The sequence below is a fragment of the Sulfurovum sp. UBA12169 genome, from assembly GCA_002742845.1.
Taxonomy (GTDB): domain Bacteria; phylum Campylobacterota; class Campylobacteria; order Campylobacterales; family Sulfurovaceae; genus Sulfurovum.
On sequence record DLUH01000005.1, the window covers coordinates 1 to 23,555 of the forward strand.

The 23,555-nt window shown below is 40.5% G+C and carries 24 protein-coding genes; 6 read left to right on the forward strand and 18 right to left on the reverse strand.

Annotated features, from left to right (window positions below; translation table 11 throughout):
- Window positions 1-285: 285 nt before the first annotated feature.
- The 3 genes from CFH81_04920 to CFH81_04930 all read right to left on the reverse strand — a co-directional run bounded on the left by CFH81_04920 (window position 286) and on the right by CFH81_04930 (window position 3,376).
- Window positions 286-543 carry a hypothetical protein gene (locus CFH81_04920; protein ID DAB39578.1) on the reverse strand — a complete coding sequence of 86 codons (258 nt, stop codon included), beginning with the start codon at window positions 541-543 and terminating at the stop codon, window positions 286-288.
- Between the two features lie 162 nt (window positions 544-705).
- Window positions 706-1,878 (reverse strand): sodium:proton antiporter, encoded by a 1,173-nt coding sequence (locus CFH81_04925; protein DAB39579.1) that lies wholly within the window; start codon window positions 1,876-1,878, stop codon window positions 706-708.
- Between the two features lie 127 nt (window positions 1,879-2,005).
- A complete protein-coding gene (locus tag CFH81_04930) occupies window positions 2,006-3,376 on the reverse strand; it encodes a phosphomethylpyrimidine synthase (GenBank protein DAB39580.1) in 1,371 nt (456 codons plus the stop codon).
- Window positions 3,377-3,552: 176 nt separating this feature from the next.
- Here CFH81_04930 and CFH81_04935 point away from each other — a divergent pair, with 176 nt between their 5' ends.
- The 4 genes from CFH81_04935 to CFH81_04950 are packed head-to-tail and all read left to right on the forward strand — an operon-like array spanning window position 3,553 to window position 7,232.
- A complete protein-coding gene (locus CFH81_04935) occupies window positions 3,553-4,674 on the forward strand; it encodes a bifunctional 2-C-methyl-D-erythritol 4-phosphate cytidylyltransferase/2-C-methyl-D-erythritol 2,4-cyclodiphosphate synthase (GenBank protein ID DAB39581.1) in 1,122 nt (373 codons plus the stop codon).
- The gene (locus tag CFH81_04940) at window positions 4,671-5,552 is read left to right on the forward strand and encodes a hypothetical protein (protein ID DAB39582.1); all 882 of its coding nucleotides are present in this window, start codon (window positions 4,671-4,673) and stop codon (window positions 5,550-5,552) included. Before CFH81_04935 ends, CFH81_04940 begins: the two co-directional genes overlap by 4 nt.
- A complete protein-coding gene (locus CFH81_04945) occupies window positions 5,530-6,729 on the forward strand; it encodes a sulfate adenylyltransferase (protein DAB39583.1) in 1,200 nt (399 codons plus the stop codon). Before CFH81_04940 ends, CFH81_04945 begins: the two co-directional genes overlap by 23 nt.
- Before the next feature lie 11 nt (window positions 6,730-6,740).
- A complete protein-coding gene (locus CFH81_04950; protein ID DAB39584.1) occupies window positions 6,741-7,232 on the forward strand; it encodes a phosphatidylglycerophosphatase A in 492 nt (163 codons plus the stop codon).
- Here the strand turns inward: CFH81_04950 and CFH81_04955 are convergent, their stop codons facing one another.
- The 15 genes from CFH81_04955 to CFH81_05025 form a co-directional block, all read right to left on the reverse strand.
- Window positions 7,233-8,630: a GTP-binding protein gene (locus CFH81_04955; protein ID DAB39585.1), complete on the reverse strand. Its 1,398-nt coding sequence runs from the start codon at window positions 8,628-8,630 to the stop codon at window positions 7,233-7,235.
- Complete coding sequence (locus CFH81_04960; protein ID DAB39586.1) at window positions 8,627-10,009, reverse strand: hypothetical protein; 1,383 nt, start codon at window positions 10,007-10,009, stop codon at window positions 8,627-8,629. The genes CFH81_04955 and CFH81_04960 overlap by 4 nt, the downstream gene beginning before the upstream one ends.
- Window positions 10,010-11,293 (reverse strand): malate dehydrogenase, encoded by a 1,284-nt coding sequence (locus CFH81_04965; protein DAB39587.1) that lies wholly within the window; start codon window positions 11,291-11,293, stop codon window positions 10,010-10,012.
- A 57-nt stretch (window positions 11,294-11,350) separates the two neighbouring features.
- Window positions 11,351-11,821, reverse strand: coding sequence for a hypothetical protein (locus CFH81_04970; GenBank protein ID DAB39588.1), 471 nt, complete (start codon window positions 11,819-11,821; stop codon window positions 11,351-11,353).
- Window positions 11,821-12,294 (reverse strand): hypothetical protein, encoded by a 474-nt coding sequence (locus tag CFH81_04975; protein DAB39589.1) that lies wholly within the window; start codon window positions 12,292-12,294, stop codon window positions 11,821-11,823. Before CFH81_04975 ends, CFH81_04970 begins: the two co-directional genes overlap by 1 nt.
- Before the next feature lie 2 nt (window positions 12,295-12,296).
- Window positions 12,297-13,409, reverse strand: a complete 1,113-nt coding sequence (locus CFH81_04980; protein DAB39590.1) for a ferredoxin — start codon at window positions 13,407-13,409, stop codon at window positions 12,297-12,299.
- Window positions 13,409-14,044, reverse strand: coding sequence for a dehydrogenase (locus CFH81_04985; GenBank protein ID DAB39591.1), 636 nt, complete (start codon window positions 14,042-14,044; stop codon window positions 13,409-13,411). Before CFH81_04985 ends, CFH81_04980 begins: the two co-directional genes overlap by 1 nt.
- A 107-nt stretch (window positions 14,045-14,151) precedes the next feature.
- Entirely contained in the window at window positions 14,152-17,505 is a 3,354-nt protein-coding gene (locus CFH81_04990; protein ID DAB39592.1) for a twin-arginine translocation pathway signal protein, read from the reverse strand.
- Between the two features lie 13 nt (window positions 17,506-17,518).
- Window positions 17,519-18,469, reverse strand: a complete 951-nt coding sequence (locus CFH81_04995; protein ID DAB39593.1) for a polysulfide reductase — start codon at window positions 18,467-18,469, stop codon at window positions 17,519-17,521.
- Window positions 18,469-19,221, reverse strand: coding sequence for a 4Fe-4S ferredoxin (locus CFH81_05000; protein ID DAB39594.1), 753 nt, complete (start codon window positions 19,219-19,221; stop codon window positions 18,469-18,471). The genes CFH81_04995 and CFH81_05000 overlap by 1 nt, the downstream gene beginning before the upstream one ends.
- A 217-nt stretch (window positions 19,222-19,438) precedes the next feature.
- Window positions 19,439-20,464 (reverse strand): two-component sensor histidine kinase, encoded by a 1,026-nt coding sequence (locus CFH81_05005; protein DAB39595.1) that lies wholly within the window; start codon window positions 20,462-20,464, stop codon window positions 19,439-19,441.
- Between the two features lie 68 nt (window positions 20,465-20,532).
- Window positions 20,533-20,940, reverse strand: a complete 408-nt coding sequence (locus CFH81_05010) for a thioredoxin family protein (GenBank protein ID DAB39596.1) — start codon at window positions 20,938-20,940, stop codon at window positions 20,533-20,535.
- Entirely contained in the window at window positions 20,937-22,085 is a 1,149-nt protein-coding gene (gene dapE, locus CFH81_05015) for a succinyl-diaminopimelate desuccinylase (GenBank protein DAB39597.1), read from the reverse strand. Before dapE ends, CFH81_05010 begins: the two co-directional genes overlap by 4 nt.
- 3 nt (window positions 22,086-22,088) lie before the next feature.
- Window positions 22,089-22,424, reverse strand: coding sequence for a sulfurtransferase (locus CFH81_05020; protein DAB39598.1), 336 nt, complete (start codon window positions 22,422-22,424; stop codon window positions 22,089-22,091).
- Window positions 22,425-22,476: 52 nt separating this feature from the next.
- The gene (locus CFH81_05025) at window positions 22,477-22,821 is read right to left on the reverse strand and encodes a ferredoxin-thioredoxin reductase (protein DAB40426.1); all 345 of its coding nucleotides are present in this window, start codon (window positions 22,819-22,821) and stop codon (window positions 22,477-22,479) included.
- Window positions 22,822-22,914: 93 nt separating this feature from the next.
- On the opposite strand from CFH81_05025, the gene CFH81_05030 reads away from it, so the two are divergent.
- Together CFH81_05030 and CFH81_05035 are read left to right on the forward strand one after the other, a co-directional pair.
- Window positions 22,915-23,205, forward strand: a complete 291-nt coding sequence (locus CFH81_05030; protein ID DAB39599.1) for an Asp-tRNA(Asn)/Glu-tRNA(Gln) amidotransferase GatCAB subunit C — start codon at window positions 22,915-22,917, stop codon at window positions 23,203-23,205.
- A gap of 2 nt (window positions 23,206-23,207) precedes the next feature.
- On the forward strand, window positions 23,208-23,549 hold the full coding sequence (locus tag CFH81_05035; protein DAB39600.1) for an arsenate reductase family protein: 342 nt from the start codon (window positions 23,208-23,210) through the stop codon (window positions 23,547-23,549).
- The last annotated feature ends 6 nt before the right edge of the window (window positions 23,550-23,555 follow it).

The window sequence follows — 23,555 nt, forward strand, 5'->3', positions numbered from 1 at the left end:
TTCATATAAGAATACCCCAAACCTACATAGAATGCGCCAGGGAACGGAGCTGCTTCTACTACTTCGGGTACTGTTACTTCCGGTTCTACCGGAGCGATATCTCCACCTGCGAATGCAAATGCATTCATTGCCAATGCTGCTACGATTGAAACTGTAATCTTTTTCATTGTCTTTTCCTTGTTTTTTTAATTTATTATTGCTAAGTATAACGCTTTCTTTGTGTAAAAGTCAATAGAAAATTAACGAAAAATTAACGAAATTGAATTTTAAACCATGCCTACTGGTTTACTCTTCTGTTTTCATCTCCATAAGTTCGGTCAAAAGCTCATCAATTTCTTCTGCTTCAAGTTCGTCACGCTTAAGCTCTTCCACGATAGCAAAACACTCTGTGCGCATCTCTCTCAGTTCTTCCAGATCTTCTTTTTGCTCTTTGGTAGCATTTTTGGCTTTATCTATCTCTTCGAACAGCTCATCGATCGCTGCTTCCAAATCAGGGATAATCTCTAGCTCTAAAAGATTTTGAAGTTTTTCGGCATTTGTCATAGGAGTATCCTTCTTTTTTAAAATTATAACAGAAATAAAGTAAAAAGGATTGGAGATGGAAATATGATTTGATATTGTCAAAAACAATTTATTGCTTAAACTGCTGCCCTTTTGGTTTAAAGAGAGCAAAACCCGGAAGGATTTGCTCTCTTGGGTATCCAATTAGCTGCATCCGCATCCGGTTGAGCAGCCTCCGCCGGAAGTTTCCTGTTTAGGAGCAGCTTGCGTACTGCATGCACTTACCCCCGCAGGTGTTGTAGGCTGGATAGCTTCATTGTTTACGCCGCCTTGAGCGTTGACCTTATCAATGAAAGCAAGCAGCTTGCTTGCAGCCTCTTGGTAGCGCTTAGCTGTTTCGCTGTCCGGTTTATGATAAACCACAGGCATACCTGTATCTCCGCCGATTCGAACCGCCGGCTCAATAGGAATACGGGCAATAAGTTCTGTATCATATTCGCGCGCAACAGGTTCTGTCGTTCCCATACCGAAGATATCTGATTCTGTTTCGCATGAAGGACAGATAAAACCGCTCATGTTTTCAATAATACCCGCTGTTGGGATATGAAGTTTTTGGAACATATCAAGCGATCTTCTGCTGTCATCCAAGCTTACTTCTTGCGGTGTAGTGACTGTAATACCTGCAGTGACCGGCACGGATTGAGCCAATGTAAGCTGCGCGTCACCTGTTCCAGGAGGCATATCGATCACCAGCACGTCAAGTTCTGACCAGAGAATGTCTCTGAGGAATTGCTCAATCGCTTTCATGATCATTGCGCCTCTCCAGATAAGCGACTGTCCCGGCTCCATAAGCGAACCCATAGACATAATCTCAACACCATAAGCTTTAAGAGGAAGCACTTTGTTTCCTTGAATTTCAGGTCTCTGATCTGCTACACCCATCATCCGCGGGATATTGGGCCCATAGATATCCGCATCCAAAAGCCCTACTTTTTTGCCTTGCATCGCCATAGCTATGGCAAGGTTAACCGAAGTGGTTGACTTTCCAACGCCTCCCTTACCCGAACTAACCATCACAAAGTTTTTTACATGCGGAGCAATATTTTTACCGCTCATAGAGTTGCTCATCTGCCTAGGGGCTTCAGGGGCTTTTATATTTACTGCAATATCTGAAAAACCAAGTTTTTTTAACTCTGTGGTTGCTTCTTGAACAATTTGCTGCTTAACCTCTTCAGCAGAAGAAGTGATCTCTACGGTTAAACTGATATTTGCACCCTCAATAGCAACATCCTTTACAAACCCAAAAGCAACAATATCTTTGGTAAATCCCGGATACGTTACCTTTTTAAGCGCTTCTAGTACTATTTCGTTTGTCATTTAAACTCCTATTTTAATTTGATTTATTACTATAGTTTGATCTATAAGTTTCAGTGCGACAAGTCGCATGAACTCATCCTAAAGATGAGCACCGCGTTAGCATATGTGTAGCCTATTGGGTGTATCCCTAGTGGGAAATACTCATTTTTGCCTCATCAGCCATCGCTTCACCGTGCTGCTGAACAATATTTTGCGTAATTTTATAAGAACAAAACTTAGGACCGCACATTGAACAGAATTCAGCCTCTTTGAAAACATCCTGCGGCAGGGTTTCATCATGATACTCTTTGGCGCGATCGGGATCAAGTGCTAACTCAAACTGTTTATTCCAATCAAAACCATAACGCGCATCACTCATCTCATCATCTACCTTTCTTGCATCAGGACGACCTCTGGCAATGTCCGCAGCATGGGCGGCTATCTTGTATGCGATGATCCCTTCACGCACATCAGCAGCATTTGGAAGCCCTAGATGCTCTTTTGGCGTTACATAGCAAAGCATACTAGCTCCATGCCATCCTCCTACCGCTGCGCCTATGGCCGAACTGATATGATCATAGCCTGCGGCAATATCCGTAACCAACGGTCCCAAGATATAAAAAGGCGCTTCATGGCAGTATTCGCGTTCTATCTTCATATTTCTTTCAATCTGATTGAGCGGAACATGCCCGGGCCCTTCTATCATCACCTGGACATCTTTTTCCCATGCCCGAAGCGTAAGCTCTCCAAGCACTTTCAGCTCGCTAAGCTGCGCATCATCGCTCGCATCATACAAACATCCGGGTCTAAGGCTGTCTCCGAGCGAAAGAGCCACATCATATTTGCGGCAAATCTCTAAAATATCATCAAAAGCATCATAAAAAGGATTCTCTTTGTGATAATGCATCATCCATGCCGCCATAAGCGAACCGCCTCGGCTTACAATCCCCATTTTTCTTTTGGCAACATGCGGCATAAATCTAAGCAAAAAGCCTGCATGTATTGTAAAATAGCTTACACCTTGTTGCGCCTGCTTCTCGAGAACTTTAAGCATCGTCTCAATATCAAGTTTTTCAATATGATCATTGACATCATGAAGAATTTGATACATCGGCACTGTTCCGATCGGCACACTGGAGTGAGCTATAACGGCTTCACGAATCTTATCCAGATCCCCGCCCGTACTCAAATCCATAATTGTATCTGCGCCGTACTTAAGACACACATCAACCTTCTCTACCTCGCCCGCAACGTCTGATGCCAACGCTGAAGAGCCGATATTGGCATTAATCTTACAATTGGCAACCATTCCTATAGCCATGGGTATTTGATGCTTGTGGTTTACATTTGCGGGAATAATGCATCTTCCTCTTGCGATCTCGCTCCGAAGTAACTGCGGATCTATTTTCTCCACTTGAGCAACATACTCCATCTCTTCGGTGACAATACCTTGTTTAGCGTAATACATCTGAGTTCTTACAGGGTCATTTTCACGTTTCTTTAACCATTCCGCTCTCATAATTTTAATCCTAAATAGTGGTTTACATACGAGTTATACCAAGCCAATCTTAAATTTTATTTAAAATATGGGTATCTAAAAGCAAATAAGATAAAATTTATCTTATTTATACAGATATAATCAAGCAATGGCTGAGTATAATACGTTACAATTTGATACATAAAACAGGAATATGCGTGTCTGATACAACATTAATACTATTAGGGGCAGGCAGCTCAACAAGATTTAAGGCCGATGTTAAAAAGCAATGGCTTTATAGCGGCGATATGCCTTTGTGGCTGCATGTAGCTCAAACATTTGCTTCTGTTGCAGCTTTTAAAAAGATTATCATCGTTTCCTCAAAGGAAGAAATTGATTTTATGCAAAATTTTGCAAACTTTATATACGTAGAGGGCGGAGACTCAAGGCAGGCCTCTTTAACCCATGCAATGGAGTACGTAGATTCAGAATACGTGCTTGTAAGCGATATTGCACGCTGCTGTATCGACAAAGAAACCATTCAACGCATTTTGGATGCAAAAACAAAAGCTTCATGCATCGTGCCTGTGCTCAATGTGGTCGATACACTTTATCTCGAAGGCACACCCATCGATAGAGAAAAAGCAAAGATCATCCAAACACCCCAGCTTAGCATTGCGCGGATACTCAAAAAAGCACTCAATACCGTAAAATCATTTACAGATGAAAGTTCAGCCATTGCTGATCTGGGGGAGAGCGTTGCTTTTGTTGCAGGATCGGCAATGGCACACAAGCTCACTACCATTGAAGATCTTACAAAACTCTCCTGCCTCAAAGCGCCTTCCCCTAAAACGCTTACAGGATTTGGCGTGGATATCCATCCCTTCGAATCAGGAAAAACAATGTTTTTATGCGGTGTACAGATAGATACAGAGTATGGATTTAAGGCGCACAGCGATGGAGATGTTGCCATCCATGCGCTTATCGACGCACTGCTTGGCGCAGCAGGAATGGGGGATATTGGTGAACTTTATCCCGATACTGATGAAGCCTATAGGGGGGCTGACTCTAAAGTGCTTTTGCGTGATACCGTTAGAAGGCTCACCTCTTTTGGTTATGTATTGGGTAATGTGGATTTGACCATTATGGCAGAAACCCCCAAACTCATGTCCTACAAATCGCTCATGCGCCAATCTCTTGCTTCTCTTCTTGGCATTGGACAACATTTGGTCAATATCAAAGCAACAACAGCAGAAAAGCTTGGTTTTGTCGGACGGAAAGAGGGTGTTGCCGTCTATGCCGTAGCAAACTTAACCTACTTTAATTGGAAAGCACTATGAAAATTATTATTATAGAAAACGAACTCTATCTTGCGCAAAGCATCGCATCCAAACTCAGTGAACACAGATTTGAAACAGAAATTTACAGTTCCATCAAAGAAGCCATGCAAAGCAAAGGAGATGTCTATCTTCTTTCTACAAACCTGCCCGGGCAAAACATACTGCCGCTCATCAAAGAGTTTAAAGACAAGATTATTATCTTGATGGTCAACTACATCAACAATGATACCGTAAGCGAGCCCCTTAAGCTTGGAGCAAAAGACTATATTGTCAAACCTTTCATGATAGAAGAGTTGTTGCGAAAAATTGATCACTACAAAGAGTATCAGGAACTTAAAAAAAATACTCTTCTTTATCAGGAGTATATGCAAAATCTGCTTCAAGAAATTGAAACAGATTTTGACACAGAGAAAATCAATACACCGCTTGTTATCCAGACCAACTATCAAAGACTTGTAGATAAAATCGTTTTTGATTATGCGCACAAAAAAGATCTGCTTTTAACCTTTATCCCCCTGAGTAATGAAAACTGGAGAGAGAAAATAACCAAAAGCAGCACCAAATCATTGCTCTATATCACAGAAATACAGACTCTCAAAAAAACAGACAGAGAGCAACTGTTTGAAATACTGAAAAATTATGATTTCATCTTGTGCAGTACAATCGAAATCGAGACTGATTTTGAAACCATTACGCTCAATACAGAAAGTAAACTCTATGATCAAAACGAGATACTGGCCATTGATGATTATGTAAAGTTTATCGTTAATAGTTTTCAATACAAATTTCCCGATACGGAACTCTCTAAAAAATTAGGCATATCAAGAAAAAGTTTGTGGGAAAAAAGGAAAAAATATGGACTCTTCAAAAAGAAATAAAAATCAAAATTCACTCTATATCGACACAGAAGCACTTTCTACATTGGCGCTTGTAAAGGCCGGGCTTATTTCTCCCGTGGATAAGCTTATGAATGAAAAAGAGGCCAAAGAAGTAGACAGAACTAAAATGTACAAAGGTGTGCCGTTTCCTTTTGCTTTTTTGCTCGCCCCTAAAGGTAAACGCAATTATAAAACATTGGAAAATCTAAAAAAAGGTGATCTGGTCGACCTTATCTCTGAAAATAAAAAAGTGGGTGAGCTTATAGTGGAGGATACTTTTCGTATCGATCCCATAGAGCGCGTACACAATATTTACGGGACTGCTGACACCCATCATCCCGGAGTCAAAAACACAATATCAAGACTTGGAGAGATCGCTGTTTCCGGAGAATATACTGTTGAATATCCTTTAATCGATGACAATATCAAGCGAATTCAGCAGATGATTACCAAAACCGGCGCGAAGGTGATTTCATCCATGCTCCTTGCAGCCAACCCGCTTAACAGAGCGCATGAAAAAATAATCCGTCAAGCCATTGACGAAAGCGATCTGCTTGTGATTTTTTTGCGAAAGCCTTTTACCTCGGCGGGATTGCGTTACGACATACGGCACAAAGCACTCATGACTTTTGTTGATAATTTCTTACCCAGAAATAAAGTCATAATTGTTCCCTTTGAAAACACTTATATTTTTGCAGGCTACAATGAACTCATCCTTGATGCACTTTTGGCAAAAAATTACGGCTGCACCCAGCTTGTTATAGGCAAAAATCATGGGGGCTTGGGGCTTTACTATGACCAAAACCGGCTGGCTTCCATATTTGATGAGTGCAAGAATATCGGTATTCAAATCAAAACGATTGATGAATATGTTTATTGCGATACTTGCAGAACACTGGTAAGCACACGAACATGTCCGCATGGGCAGCATCACCACGTTCATTATCATTCGGATTCTATTTTAAAACTCATGCAGAGCGGCCTTGTGCCCCCTACCATTTTGGTAAGAAAAGAGGTATCAGCCAATATCCTTGCTTCGCTTTTTCCTAACAGATTTGATAATCTGCAAGAAATGCACTACTCTTTAATGCCAGGATCAGGACTGCTTGAACAGCAAAATGAAGAACAATTTTATCTTAAGCTTATAAAACTTTATCAAACCTCATCGTTGACATAAAAAGGATGGCTATGAATCTGCAAAAACTTTTTTTAACTTTTTTTGGTGCAGGACTTAGTCCAAAAGCTCCCGGAACGGTAGGTACGCTCGCCTCTCTCCCCGTGGGTGTTGGCGTTTTGTATTATTTGGGAATGGAAACACTTTTTATGCTGACCTTGGCAATAATAATCATAGGTATTGTGGAGATCAATAAATACGAAAAATATACTGGCATCCATGATCAGCAAGAGATTGTTATAGATGAGGCTGCAGGCATGTGGATCTCCCTTATGATAGCCCACTCAACAGCTGTTACAATGCATTATCCCTACATACACATAATGGCAATTGTTTTAAGTTTTGGGGCATTTCGTCTTTTTGACATCTGGAAACCTTCGACGATAGGGTGGATTGACAGAGAACTTAAGGGAGGGCTTGGCGTTATGGGCGATGATATACTTGCGGGCGTTGCCGGAGGGCTTTTGTCTGCGGTTGTTTTAATGGGGATAGAAAAAATATTTTAATTATACATTGATGCATTTTTTTAAGATTTCAAAAATTATTTTTTCATATGTTTTTATATCCTCCGCATCTATTTTTGCTTCGCTTTGAAATTTTTTATGGTAGCGGTATAAAGATTTTCGTTTACGTTCGTCCAGCCATTGGTTTTTAAATGCTTCATTCATTTCAAGTTTTAGTTTTTCTCTTCTTGCATGAGATACGGAAGCAACTGTTTGCGCATGGTACAAAGCGCGCCCCAAAAGGATGAAAGGAAAATTTTGATTTTCCATAGGACCGATTTGGAGATATTTTTGTCCCAGCTTTTGCCCTAAAAGATTTATCTTGGCAAGCTTTTCGAATCCAAAAAAAGCACTAGCCCCGCCGACAACCGCCCCAATAGCACCTCCCAAAAGAAGTGTATGTCCTGCAAACAACAAATCTATCCCTGCTCCGGTAATGGCTCCTCCTGTTGCTCCCGTAACAATAAGCTCTTTTTGTGTCAGGCCGAATATCGAGGCGCTTTGCTTAGAAAAAAGATCCATATTTTCAAACGTCAAACCTTTCTCTTCTTTTTGAAGATGCCCATGATGCCATATCTTTTCTATATTTTTTTGAGATTTATATTCTAGATCCCGTAATGTTTTTTTATACATTTCTTCAACTTTTTTTTCTTCTGTGACGGTAGCTTCTTTATCTTTTAGATTGAGGCGCTCTGCATGAGCAAGAGACTCTGCTATGAGCTGTGTTATTGTCTCTGCGGTCAGACGAAGCATCTGCTCATGGTATTGCTCAAAATATTTAATAGAGATCTTCATCGGAGTTATCCACTCTTCTTTGAGCTGAGCCATGCTTTCTAAAAGCTGCAAATGCTTTTTAAAAGTTGCTGTCATTGGGTTGAACACTCTAACCATCTTAAAATATTGCTCCAGCGCCCTCTTCCATTCTTGCACATAATCGGTTTGATCTATAAGATTGATTAGCGCCATAGAGGGCTGGCCCGTCCAGCGAAGTATCTCCATTTCAGCTTCATATTCTTGGCTATAGGGCTTAGAACCATCCACCACATAAATAATCCCCGCTTCTTCCATAATGGGTTCAAGCAGCTCTATTTCGTCCCTGAAACGCTCATCCTTTTGGTGCGCATGCATAAAAGCCTGCACCACCTCTTGTTTTTTGTCCGCAGATACGTCATGTTTTTTAAGCCACTCAAGCACATGTCTTGCTCTTTGAAAACCGGGAGTATCATACAGTTCATACAGTATCTTTCCGTCTACCACAAGAGGAAAGCTGCGTTTTTTAACCGTGGTTCCGGGAGTATCTGAAATCTGTACACTGTCATCGAGCGCCAAAGAAGCAACGATACTGCTTTTGCCTTTATTTGGGTGCCCTACAACGGCAAATTTTGGATGAGAGAAGTTCATATTTTAAACCATATTTTATCATCTTGCAACAAAGCAAGCTTTCTTGCCCATACTTGAACTGCATTTGACTGCGGCCGATATGCTTCTTGAGGCGTGCCCAAAGGAACAACTATGATTTTATCGGCTTGTTTACTCAAAGCTTGCACAAAATCTATAAAATCCATCGTCGGAGGTTCCCAGGCCTTAATGCACAAAAGCATCTCCCCATGAGATTGGCTTACGGCATAGGCATCATCTTCTAAACTGTTGTTTCCGCCTACGGAGAGTATGAATGAAGCTACAATTCCTATCGCATCGCCTAAGACCGCTATTTCTTCTTTAGAATACGACCAGCCAAGCATACCGTCATAAGATGTATTCATTTTTTTTATCTCCTGAAGATGCCCTCGAGTTGTTTTTACCAAAGAACTCTCTATGTCATCAGTGGAGCTTGCTATCAGCGGCTCATTTATTTCACGCAACAATTGAACTGCACTCTTTTGACTCAGTATTGATCTCTTCAGTGCTCTCTTAAGACCTATTTTGGCCAATAAGATCATTCCAAATCTTAAAATGATCGCATAAAAAAGCGCAGCACACAATAAAAATTTCCACCACTCTCCCAACATAGAAGCATGGCGTATCATCTGAGCATCCACTTTCTCACCCAGTCTAAAATATCGGCTTTGCTCTATTAATTCTAAAGACGGAACTGCCCCGGGAACAAAATCTCTCCATGCAAAAGCGATCATATTTACAAAATTATAAAATTCTTCAGGAGAAACTTTAAGTGTTGTACTCCATGCAAAAGCTATATCTTTTGCAATCACCGCCCCCAAAAGTGCAGCCACCAACCCCCACGAAAAAACCCATGCAAGCAACTGAGAACGCTCAATAACAAGCCAATTGCCCACCAGCGGATCTATTTTAAATTTTTGTATATCGTTCCGTTTAGCGTAAGACAACCGCTCAAATATCTTTTCCATCCAAAATGCCGGCGATATATGCACCAATAAATTTTGCGATTTGTGCGCTCTGATCATAGACAAAAATGCCAATGCCATCGTAAGCAACGGTACAAAGACAACCATTGCTAAAAAATAAATAATATTGACAGGCTCCTGTCCGCTATAGCTAAGCAACCCAATTCCTGAAAAAAAACCTATGATAAAAACCAAGATACATAATATAAGGGTTACCGTATAAACATAAGAGGAGAACAGATCGCCAACATAAGGTTGCTTTAAAACAGAAATATGCTTTTCCATCCAAAGAAAAAGTTGTCTTATCGGCCTATTTTCCTCCGAAGGATGCTCTAAGCCAAATGCTCGATTTTCCTTATGTGTCGCCGGATGCCTCTTAAGCAGTTCACCAAGAAGAAGATAAGACCTTAAATTCATCTACTGCAGCACTTTCTCGTCGGAAAATCCATAGATAAGACATTCCAACTCTTTTCGATATGCTTCATGATCATAGTCTTTTATTCTCGCCACTCCCTCTTCAAAAGCGGCTTTGGCTACAGCAGAGGAAACCCAAATCAATATTTCCTTATGAAAGGGAAGCGGAATAATATACTCTTTCCCATAGGCTATATGCTGATTACAATAAGCTGTTTTCACATAATCGGGCACCGTCTCTTTGGCTAAATCAGCCAAGGCTTTGGCTGCTGCCATTTTCATGCCTTCTGTGATTTTTTTTGCTCCAACATCCAACGCTCCCCTAAAAATAAAAGGAAATCCCAATACATTGTTGATTTGATTTGGATAATCAGAACGTCCGGTGCCAATAATTGCATCTTCTCTTATCGCTTTAATCTCTTCAGGGAAAATTTCAGGGATGGGATTTGCCAAGGCAAAGACAATGGGATCCGGGGCCATTTTTGCAACCATTTCTTTGGTTAAGGCCCCTGCCGCGCTTAATCCCAAAAACATATCCGCACCTTCTATGGCATCCTCTAAGTTTTTTGCATCTGTTTGTATGGCAAATGCCGCTTTGTAGCTATTGAGATCTGTTCTCTCTGCAGATAGCACTCCTTTGCTGTCGCACATAATGATATTTTTTACCCCTAGGCTTTGATACATTTTTGCACATGAAATTCCGGCTGCTCCCGCCCCGTTAACAACCACCTTTATCTCTTCGGCTTTTTTCCCTGTCAACTCCAACACATTTATCAATCCGGCGGTAGTAATAATGGCTGTACCATGCTGATCGTCATGAAAAACAGGAATATCAAGTGCATCTTGGAGTACTTTTTCTATTTCAAAACACTTAGGAGCACTGATATCTTCAAGATTGATCCCTCCGAATGTCGGCGCAATCGCTTTGCAGACAGCCACAATCTCCTCTACGCTATGTACATCCAGCTCGATATCAAAAGCATCAACATTAGCAAATTTTTTAAAAAGTACCGATTTTCCTTCCATAACAGGTTTTGCAGCCAACGGACCGATATTTCCTAGACCGAGCACGGCTGTTCCGTCAGAAACAACAGCTACCAGGTTGGCACGGTTAGTATATTCAAACGAAAGTGCTTTATCTTTTGCTATCTCAAGACAAGGATAGGCCACGCCGGGCGTATAGGCCAAAGAAAGGTCATATTGCGTATCGCAAGGCTTTGTAAGCTCTATGCCTATTTTGCCTTTTTTGTGATACTTCAGCGCTTTTTCTTTGGTAACTTTTGACACAACAATCCTTTACAATAAATGCAATGATTATAGCGCAAATTAGTTTAATTGGATTGCTTACTCAAAATACTCTTCGATAATCTGAGGAAAAAGTTTCATTGTTTTTTGAGCTTTTTCGATCTTTGGCCTGAACACCCCGGTACTCGCAGGAAAATCAGTCATCAGCTCTTCATAGATAGCAATTTTTTCTTCTATATGCTCTTTTAGAGCATCTAAAACATTTTGCATATCCTCTTTGGTCGTCGCAAATTTCATCAAAAGTTCAAACATTCTTTTTCTTGGATGAATTGCCATAGATTCCCCCGCTGCCTGAGCGATATTTTTGATATCCCATCGTGACAAATAGATACCGCTTACACAAGGAGATGCGAGCTTTGCATACAATGCCTCAGTATAGCTTGGATAATCCTTCAGATCATTTCCCTCTTCAATTTCGCAGCTTTCATCAGAACAGAATAGCGGCTTAGTATTAAATTTTTTATCCGTAAATGCTTCAAACTCTTTTCTAAAATCATCCATATCATTCATTATCTCTCTCCTATAAACAAGGGTATATCATTTGGTTCTATAGGACAATCATACCATCTGTTGGCTATAAGCATTATTTTAGCTACAAAACGTATCTGATCGTCTATGAATAATGGATTATCAAAAAGATCTTCCACTTTATCATCCAGACTAACTCCTTTGATTGTTCCATTCTCTATCTCAATAAAATCAATTCTGCCTTTTTTCCGGCTTACCTCATCCAAACTATCGCAATAGTCTATAGATTTTGCTTGAAATTCTCGTTCAATCATCATTCTGTCGACTTTTGACTGACCCACATTAGACATCGTAAAATCAAAATGTTCATCTGTAATATTAAGCGCAATAGCGGTTGCATTGACACCATAATGCTTCATGATTTTATTGAAATATTTTCGTATATAGCCGGTTTGGGCATTGTGGCCCAAAATAGTGCAAAGCTTTGTATCGGGTTTTATCTCATGGGGCTGCATAACTATTCTTCTCCTCTCATTTTTTTGGCATTATGATGAAGAAAAAACGCCTCCTCTTCTTCTACCATGCAACGCGGACAAATCTGCTCTTTGCCCGCACCTGTATAAGTAAAATAATTGCCGCACTCATTGCATCGTTTGACATTAAAAGCAGCTAAGATTCTTTGGGAAGGTTCAAAAAATTCTTTAATTTCAAAACCGCTTTGAAGCCCTATGGCATCAGGTTCACACACATCATGGCACAAATGGCACTTGACGCAAAGCATTGCATCAAAATGTATAAGCGAAAACTTGCTATCAGAACTCAAAGCGCCTGTAGGGCAAACACGATAGCAGATTTGACAATTGGTACAATTTTCATTTATATGTTTTTGGGATACAAAACTCACTTCTTCTTGGGGCAATATCTCAAAAACTTTTGGTGCATTCGTTCTTTTGAGTGCTGTAAAAAGTATTTTTCTTTTATCGGGCAGCTGCTTGTTTTTTATTTTGGCAATTACAGCGCCGTCTATCTCAAACTGCTGCAGCATCCGGGCATTTACCGCATCATCAAATGCTTTTTTTTGTTTGATTGCACCCTTTAGAGAAGCATTGCGCAAAAAATCACGTCTTGATGCCTCTTCTTGCTTTGGCATAAACGTTTGCGCTTCCATAGGGATGGCGACAATATTCGTTTCAAGCTGCTTGTCGCAAAAACTTGAAAGTATAAAATTCGCCTCTTCTATCGTTGTTCTAATATGCCCCAAAAGTGCGCTGCCTTTTTCATAGCCGGCTAAATCCAGACAGATGGCTTCGTCGCTCGCCAATGCCAGAGCAATAAGATGTTCCACGCTTAATACGGAAATACAGGGAACATTAATGCCAGAAGAGATAAGTCTTACCTTTGATGCGAGAAAACGAAAGAAAAACTCTGTGACAGAAAAATCAGAGAGACTAAACGCTTCGGTCGGACAAACTCCCACACACGCAGCCGCCTGTATGCCCGTTGAGGGTGTAAAACTTGGCAGATTGTCTACTATCTGTATGCTTGAGGGGCACACATCAACGCATTTGGTACAATTTGAAGATTTACTTTTGGCTCTTACACATAAGCCTGCATCAAAATGTAAACGCATTAGTTCTCGCAATAGCTGTTAAGCTCTTTTGTCACATATTCATAATCACTCAATAAAAATTCCAAAACAAGTTCAGCACCATCATGATACAGAGGCGTCTGCGACTCTTTTTTCATATTGATGAGAAACATTGGGGCCCATTCAAGCAAATGATCTCTTAAAAATCCTTTTTGAATCTCCAGAATCTCCTTTATTCCCTCGCTATCCTCTGCGTCATGGGCTTTTTTCAGAGCCACGCAAAGCATCAGCATAAACTCCAACTCTACTCCGATATGATCCGGGCTCACGACCCTTACCCTGTCAAGTTCTGCTCTAAAATCAAGCGCGTTATAGAGTGACACCACGGGATTGTCTCCTCCGCTTTCTATCATTTGATCTTCTCTTGTATAAAAGCTCTCATAGGGTACCAAATGCATTAAAAAAAGATTGGCAAAATCAACATCATAATATTTCTCTTTTAGTGCATCCATGGACAACTCTTTGTGTTTGCTCCAATCTCTATAGTTTGGAAACATCTCTAAAATCGCTTCATCACTATGGATCGATTCTAAAAATGTCTTATCAACTTCCATGATCATGAGTCTTGAGCTTAAGCCATATATGGCAATACGATTTTCTATGTCTTCTGTCTTCATTTTTTTCCTTATAGTACCATTGTGAACAAAATTGTGATCTTTATTCGCAACAACAAACTGTCATTGCGAAGTTTTCATAAGATAGAATCATTTTAAATGAACTTTAATTAATCTGTAATATTAACAGACCAAGCTTTGTCTGTCAACGCCCAGACAGGTCTTTTAAGCTCTTTGGGTCTTCTGGTTGTATTGGTACTGTCAAGCGGTCTTGCAAGCTTATCTCTCCATGCTTGATAAACTTTCATATTGTTATCATAATTAACATAAATATCACCGATTTTATGTTCTTTTCCTGCTGGCTCAATCGAAACTTTATGATGCCATGCATGTGCTCCCGAAATCGGATCAGGGTGAGCCGGAGCCACTGCATTTTGCCATGAGCCGCTCAGGCCATCCCACCATACATTGTCTACATCTCTGTTATACTCTTTGAACTGCCAAGTATTTTTTCGCTCCATAAGTCCCGCATCAATTCCCTCTTTTGGTTTAAGCGTACCGACTTTATCATCCATAGTCATCTCATGCAGCGGTGCGCCCAGACCCATAACACCCAATTTTTCTTTAAATCCAGGAATTTCGACTGCATTTTGAAGCTTCCACCGCCCTGCATGGTGTGAACATGCAAGCGTGCCCGGCAAGATACCCTCTGTAGGTACAGCCATAGCAACAAAATATCCGCTTTCAAGCCCGGAAACAGTATCAGTCATCGTTACTTTGATGGCATCCCCTCGCTTGATGTTTAACCGTTTGGCGTCACTAGCGGCAATCCAGATCGGATTGTGGTTTTGTGAAATTTCCATCAAATGCTTAGAGTTCGTCGAACGCGTATGAATATTATACGGCAATCTAAAAATTGGATTAAGTGCAAAATCATTCTCTTTTTGCATATGGTCATGATGAATCTGGCTGACAATATGTACCATTTTTTCTCTTTGCTCTTTAGTGGTAGGATAGATTGGTATCGCATACTCAGGCCATTTCCAATCCTTCATCCAGCTTGCAAAAAATTCCATTTTGCGGCTGGAGGACTTGAAGCCTTCCACGACCTTGTCTCCCATAACAAGACCCATAGCTTTCACTTCGTCGCTTCCTACGATTTTTGCCTTGACAACACCATTGGGTTCTACGTTGAGCGTACTGGCATCAAATTGCATCTCCATTGATTCGACAATACCATTTTCATTTTTTAATTCTCTTTCTTGGGGTTTGAAAATATTGTCTTCTTCAAGCCAAGCCCCCATATCCCTCATCATCTCATAATTTGGGTATTTGCTATTGGCATATTTTGGATCTTTTGAAGCTGCAGCCTTAAGATGATGCACATGGTCAAATGCTGCTTGATACCATTCAGGAATAGTAACCGGCTTGCTTGGGTCTTCTTTAGATGCCCAATGTTTTTTCACTCCCAGACTTCCATCCGGATCAACATAATGAACAAACATATTTGCCCAAAACTCTACCTCTTCCCACACTTCGCCAAGACCGGCTTTCATGTGTGCTTCAAGGGTTGCCCTGGCAGGGTCAGTGGGCTTCCATCCCATCTTTTCAAGTGCTACCCTAAGGACAGGCTGTCTAAACCCCAACCACCTTGCCGGCTTTGTTGCTTCCGAATGCTGATCGTGTCTTTCTCCTGCCAGTCCGGTAGGAAGAATATAATCACAATACCAGTTTGTTTCCGACCAGGTAGGCGAGAGATTGAATGTGAGCTCCATTTTGTCTTCCCGCTTAAGCACCTCAATCCATCTAAATCCATCAGGATTGATCCATACCGGATTATACATTCTAGGAATATATACTGCAAGCTTCTGTGGAACATTCAATCCTTTGCTGATCCATTTCTTTTGCCATTCCTCATCGGCAAGCATATGAGGCAGCAAATAACTTGGCTCATTGGTACTTAACGGAAAATCCGGCGGAAACAAAAGCTCATTCCACGCATCGACTTTTTCAGGTTTTTTACCGGCTTCGGTAGCTGCATCGCCTTTGGCATTGACAAAAATTTCATGAAAGCCATAACATCCGTTATTCCCCACATCTCCATTCATGCAGCCTCTCAGAGCCAATGCAAGCACACCCGTTCTTACATTCATCCAGCCTCCGCGATTGCCAATGGTGCCGGCCCTCCAGAAGTAGGTTGTCACCTTATCTCCGCCCTCAATAAACATATCAAAAAGTTTTGACAAAGTTGCAGCATCAACCTTGCACTCTTTTGCCGCAAATTCAAGCGTATAAGGAGCATACACCTCTTGAAGAAGCTTGACAAAATCTTCATAGCTTCCCCCCAAAGGAAGCTTAGAAATATAGCCTTGCGAAACCATAAAAGTAAGATACTCTTCATCCCGAATGAGAACATCCCAGTTGATCCAATTTTTCATAAAATCATGATCAATATAATCTTTGCCTGTTTTAGGGTCTTTTTCGTTAACGATACGATTCACCAAATAAAGATAAAGCGCTGCTTCTGTCCCCGGCCAAATAGGCACCCACAAATCTGCCATTCCTGCAGCATTGGACATACGCGGATCCATAACCACCAATTTGGCGCCTTTTTTTCTCGCATCTGCGATAAATCCTGCGTGTTGCTGAAAAAAGTGCCCTGCATCCGCAGCATGTGATGATTGTAAAAAAATCAGTTTACTGTTTGCCCAATCCGGAGAAGGCCTGTCGTCCCCCGTCCAATGCGTCAACCCCTGTCTTGTGCCTGCACTGCACACATTACTGTGCGAATTGTGTCCGTCCACTCCCATAGAATAAAGTACTCTATGGCCAAATCCGCTCTCGTTGGGTCGCCCAACATGATACATAATCGATTTTTTAGAGATTTCATCCCCGCTTTTAAGCGTGTCATGCATCTTTTTACCAATCGTTTGCATTGCTTCATCCCAAGTCGTACGCACCCATTTGCCTTCACCGCGTTTAGAACCCGGTGCTCTTTTGAGCGGAAACGGAATGCGGTCAGGATCATACATCTGCGATTGTACGGCATACCCTTTGGCGCAGTTGCGCCCACGGCTTGCCGGGTGCAACGGATTCCCCATGTATTTTCTCACCTTAAGATCTTTTGGATCTTGGGTTTGCTTATAGGTTCCAATATCTACCCATCCGGTAAGTCCGCAAGCAGCCTCGCAGTTTGAACAGATCAAAGGAACAAGCATGTATTCTGTTGCTTTAATTCCATTTGGATTGTCGCTGTTGGCAACACCATTGCGAAGTGTGCCGCCCCTCTTCCAATCGTGACCATCAAGCTCCGTAAAACTATCCCACTGTTCGAGCGGCGGATAAAATGAAAGTGTTTGGGGTGTAGGCGTAAATCTACTCTCTGCTACGACCGGCGTATCCGCTATGGTTTTAAAAACACCTGCGGCAAGTGTTGCTCCTGCTACAGAATACGCCGTACCCTTAAGGAAAGTTCTTCTGCTTTCTACGAAAACAGGCTGTTTATTGTTTATTGATTTTGTCATCTGTATCTCCTTATTAACTCAACGGTAGCATTTGTGGGATCTTCAGCCATACATCTTTTGCAAGATAAAGTCCGACCAATGTCAAAATAGCTGCAAATCTCAATAGCGTTGCATTGTCGCTTTTTATGGTACTTGCTGCCAAGAAAAAGGGGACAATAAACCCGAGTACCATACCAAACCAAAATTCAACATTGAACTCTCCCCCCGCATGCACATAAGCCAAGGTTGCTTCTGCCTCTGAAGATTTGAATGAGAAAAAGTATTCGCCCATATACATCAGAAAACTTGCAAATACGGCAACCATCAGCACCAGCGACAAATCTTTTCTCACTTCTTTATCCCAAGAACCCGACGATAAAATGAGCGCTGCTGATCCCCCCATTAAAGCCGCTAGCAACATTTGTGTCATCTCTGTAGGAGCCTGCCATAGTTCTCTTGCGCTTGATTCTGCCATAATAATCGCTGTATACATAGTTACAGGAATTGCTAAAAAAACTACAAAAGGAAATAGCTTTTCATATAAACCGCTATTGTTTCTGGCCAACGCCGCAATCTTACACTTTTTGCCGCCCAATCCAGGGAAAGCGTCTGCAGCACCGATAACCATTAAAATCGTCATCAAGAGTGTAAAAAGTGATGCCATCCATGCACCCACAGTAATTGCAGATGTCCAGTGTGGATGCAAAAATATATTGACCATTCTATAAGGCTGGTGAAGATCCACCAAAGTAAATAACAAAAAAACATTCAATGCTACAAATGAAATAAGAGGCATAATCCATCTAAGATTGGGTACCTCTTCTTTTTTATATTTATACAAAAGATAAGCCCCTACCATAACAACACCTGTTCCAATACTTTTTGCCCACATATTCAATGTGATCATCCACCCCCAAATAATTCCCGGAAGCGGAATATCCAATGTTACGACTGCCTGTGTGGCATGTATAGTATTCTCAACCATTAATGACCTCCTTCTTTTGATGTAGTTTGATCGGTGCTAAAGTCCATAAAACTTTTATTATCGATTTTCTCATGCCCCACAAATGGCGCCAAAAATCTATCAAGTACGCCATGATGCGGATCACCGTTATGCTTAAGATGTGTCACATTGTTAAACAATCCGTATCCTTCAAGCCTCTGATGCGCAAGGGGATCAAGCGTTTGTGTTCCGCCGCCTACATAATAATGCTTAGGATTGGTATGTTTTTCTGGTTTGCGCACCTGTACTCCGCCTTGATGCTCCATGATATAGCGTGAAATATGGCTATGCTCATCTTCCACATCCCCAAAAATATTTGCCTCCACCGGACAAGCAACCACGCATGCCGGCATCATACCGCTTTCTATTCTGTGCGCACAATAGGTGCACTTGTCCGCTGTGTTGGACTCTGGATCCATATAAATAGCCCCATACGGACATGCCATCATACATCCTGCACAGCCAATACATCTGGCACTGTCAATATTAACAATACCATTTTCCAAATAATGCAATGCCGATACAGGACATATTCGTTCACAAGGAGCATTCTCGCAGTGGTTACAGCGCAATGGCGTAAAAGATCTTGAAGTATTGGGAAACGACCCTATATCAATATATTTTACGCGTAGGCGCCAAGAGCTAAGTGGCACTTCATTTTCCACCTTACAAGCGATTTCACAACCTTTGCAGCCCATGCAAAGGTTGAGGTCAACTAAAAAACCCAGTTTCATACTTTCTCCTTGATATTAATTATCATCATAATACCTATTACTATAGAAATAAGTATTATTAATACAAGATAATTTTATTATATAAAGTATTAACTTTGAATGATTTTTCCAAAAAAGAAGTTTTATGAAATAAAATTTGGCTAAAGTGTGGAAAATTGTTCAGTAAGAGAGACTTGTCTTCAATCAAACTCATAAATATCATCAAAACATTTGCATCTCAAACCATGACAAATGAAAAAACAGAACCTTTTCCCAGTTCGCTTTCAATTTCTAATTTTGTGTAATGCAGCATCAATATCGTTTTAACGATAGAAAGTCCAAGCCCCATAGAGTTATCCCAATTGTGTACGCCTGAGCGATAAAATTTTTTAGTAACCTTGTCGATATCTTTAGGTGCGATGCCCACACCTTTATCTGCTACAGATATTCTCTGAGCATCTACGATGATAACCACTTCATCTTTTGAATATTTGAGCGCATTTTCGACAAGATTCTTTAAAACAACGTCCATTAATGTTCTGTCTGCTTCAACCATACGGCTTTTTCCCTGCACGACAATCTCTCTGTTTTTATATTTCTCTTGGAGGGAAATTCTGGTCTCCTGCGCCAACTCCAAAATATCAAATTTGCTTTTGTGGAGCTTTGTTTCCTTGCTTTCAAATTTATTCCATAAAATTAAACGGCCCAAAAGACTCTCTATTTTATTGCCATTATTGTAAATTTTACTTAGAAATTTTTCCTGCAGAGGCTTAGGAATATTCGGGTCATCTTGTAATGTCTGGGCATAGCCCATAATAGAGGCTATCGGATTGCGAAATTCGTGCGCAATAGCGGAAATCATATCGGCCCGCTGTCTATTTTTTAATTTAAGTTTTGCATTATACTGCTGCTTGATCTCTTCTCTTTTTTGTGCTTTTTTTAATGCTTTGGCCAAATTTTGATTGAGTTCTTCAAATTCCTGGGTAAAAAAATGTGCTTTATAGTCGATTTTATCGATTTTATCGATATTTTCCAAATATTTATTGATCGTATTTAACTCTTTTTCCATGTGTCTGGCTCCACGGTAAATGGAAAAAACAAAAAAAGAAAAAGCCAAAGCCAGCAACAGTATTGCCAAAACGATTGTTTGCATATCTCTGCCCACCAGAAACAGACCTATACTAAAAACTAGAAATATCATTATGCTCAAGGAGACTAGCCTTGCCATCATGTATTCTTTAAAACGGGGGCGACCAAAAATCATATATTTTTCTTATTTTTAATGTACTCATCATTTGATATGTGTCATTTATGAGACACTATCGCTCTGTCTTAATTTATTGATGAAGATTGAATGCGCTCAGCGTCATCAATATAACCCAAAAAATCTTCGACATTAAAATATCCCACTACTTTTTGCAATATTTTTTTCTCAGGGGTCATAAAAAAAATAGTAGGAACACCGTGGATCATGGGCAATTGATCCATAATCCTTTCCTCTCCTCTGGAAACTTTCACAAGGCTATAAGAGGCCAATCTTTTCTGTACATTTTCATCAGCCAAGGTCTCATCTTCCATCTTTTTACACCATCGACAGTTCTGGCTCTCCACCATAAGCATAATATTTTTATGTTCTTTTTGTGCAATTTCAAATGCCGCATCAATATCTTTTTGCCAAACCAATTCCGTACCAAACAATCCGCTCCAAAAAATTCCCATTAAAATTATAATTTTTTTCATCTCTCACCTTCTTGCTGCTTAATTGTTTTTTGTTTCCATGCCAAATCTCTGCCAAAATGAACAATCATGTGTCTAAACACTTCATAAAGCCCCTCAATCTCTTTAATGCTGGTTCTCTCATTAGGGGCATGTATGGTATCATTTTTTACGCCGAACTCAACTACATCAATATCAAATGCTGCAATAAATCTTGCATCGCTTGTTCCGCCTGCTGTGGAAAATTTTGTTTTAATCCCTGTTGCACTCAAGATGCTTTCAAAAAGTTTTTTTACGACAAGAGAATCCCTGCTTGTTACAAAAGGATATGCTGATTGCGCAAGTGTCAACTCATAATCAAGCCCTTTAAAACAATTTTCTATATATGACCTCATCTCTTTTTGTGTTGTTTTTGTAGAATTTCGCACGTTAAACATCATTTTTAATGTTCCCGGAGATACATTGGTGACCTCCATTCCTGAACGTATATCGGTAATCACTATCTTGCTTGGAGCAAAATCTTCATCGCCATTGTCCAAATTAACACCTGCGATTTTGTTTAATACTTGACTAATTTGGTGAATGGGGTTAACTGCTTTTTCCGGATAGGCAGCGTGCCCTTGTTTTCCCTTCAATACCAAAGCACCATTAATAGATCCTCTTCTTCCGATCTTAATAGCATCTCCAAAAACTGTTTCACAGGTCGGCTCTGCAACAACACAATATTCAGGAAGAAGATTAATTTGTTTTAAATACTCAAGCATGACTACTGTGCCATATTTTGCATCCCCTTCCTCATCTGATGTAAGCAAAAGTGATAGCCGCCCTTTAAAGCCATCTGTATCTTTGGCCGCCTGCACAAATGCAGCCACACCGCTTTTCATATCCTGCGCCCCGCGGGCATAGATATTGCCTTCTTTAATGACGGGAATAAAAGGGTTTGTTTCCCACCCTTCGCCGGCAGGCACCACATCTACATGCCCTGCAAAACATAAATGGGGTCCTTCTGAAAATTTTTTCGTTAAAAAAAGGTTTTTTACCCCTTCTTTGTTTGCATAATGCGCCTCATATCCCTGAAGGTATGCTTCTATGAACGCTAAAGAGCCTGCATCGTCCGGCGTAACAGATTCGAAACTAAGCAGTTTCATAAAAAGATCAACAACACTCATTGCTTACTTTTCTATCTCGCCGCGGTAAGTGACTATTCCGCCTGCATGGTTGACTGCATGCTGATGACCATTGTGCTTAAAAATCATTTGCACCTGTCCGCTTCTGCTGCCGGTACGGCAGGTAAAAATAACTGTTTTGTCTTTGGATTCATTAAGAAGTGCTTCTGCCCAGCCGGAGAAATTAGATGTCGGCCTAAGCATGTCCACTCCCTTGATATGCCCCATATCGTACTCTACCTTCTCTCTTACATCTACCAAAATGAAATCAATCTCACCTTGTGCTCTGGATTTCAAAAGACTTTCAAGCTCTTCAGAATTAACACTGCTTGTTTGCAACATCCTTTTCTATTTCCCCTCTATCTCAAATAATTACATTTCATATCTAATTTAGCTATTTTTTATGTGCCTCAAAATACTCCGGAGTACAAAATATCTGACAATGGCAAATGCCCTCTTGAGGGATTTCTTTTTCAATAGCAGGCTTGCAAGGACATATCCTGTCGTCCGCACTTTTAAATTTTCCGGGTCTGCTTTCATCCTCTTCCACCATATAGCAAGGGCAAAATCTTTTCCCGTAAAGCAACTTGTGTCTGGCCAATCCCATAATCACGCCTTCATTAACATCGGCATTAGGACCATACGACCACCCCCGACTTTCACACACTTTATCTGCAAATCTTTCTGTTTTTTCAAGCTCTGCTTTAAATTCTTCCGAATTCATATCTAATTGCTGCAGCATATCTCTATCCTTTGATTTGTCATTTAACTTTTGTAGTTATATCTTAAACTAAATTAATATATAATAAGAAAAAGGTTGAGGGGTTTAATTATGCGTATAGATAGTACTGTTTTAAACAAATTGGAAAAACTTTCCCATCTTCGGGTGGATGAACGTAAAAAAGGAGAAATCATGAAACAATTAACAGAAATACTTGCATATGTAGATAATCTCAACGAACTTGATACCCAAATGCTAGATGCTTCTTTTTCTACTTTGGAGGGCGGTACACCCATGAGAGAAGACAGTATCCGGAAATCAGATACTATTGCAAATGAAATTCTTTCCCATGCACCTCAAAGTCAAAATGATTTCTTTATTGTCCCGGCAATTATTGAGTAAAAATGATAAAGGTATATGGGATAAAAAACTGCAGCAGCGTAAAAAAAGCGGTCAAATACTTTCAAACGCATGGGGTACCTTATATTTTTATAGATTTTCGCGAATCGCCTGCAACACAAAAAAAGATTGATGATTGGCTTAAATGCGCGGACATTCATGTGCTGTTTAACACAAAGAGCGCCACATACCGAACCCTAAAACTCAAAGACCTTGCTCTGAATGAAAGAGAAAAAGCACAATGGTTAACCAAAGACAATATGCTGATCAAAAGGCCTGTTGTCGAATGGAATGATGATATTATCGTCGGCTACAATGAGTCTGCTTATCAAAAGAAATTACATTAAAAAAGG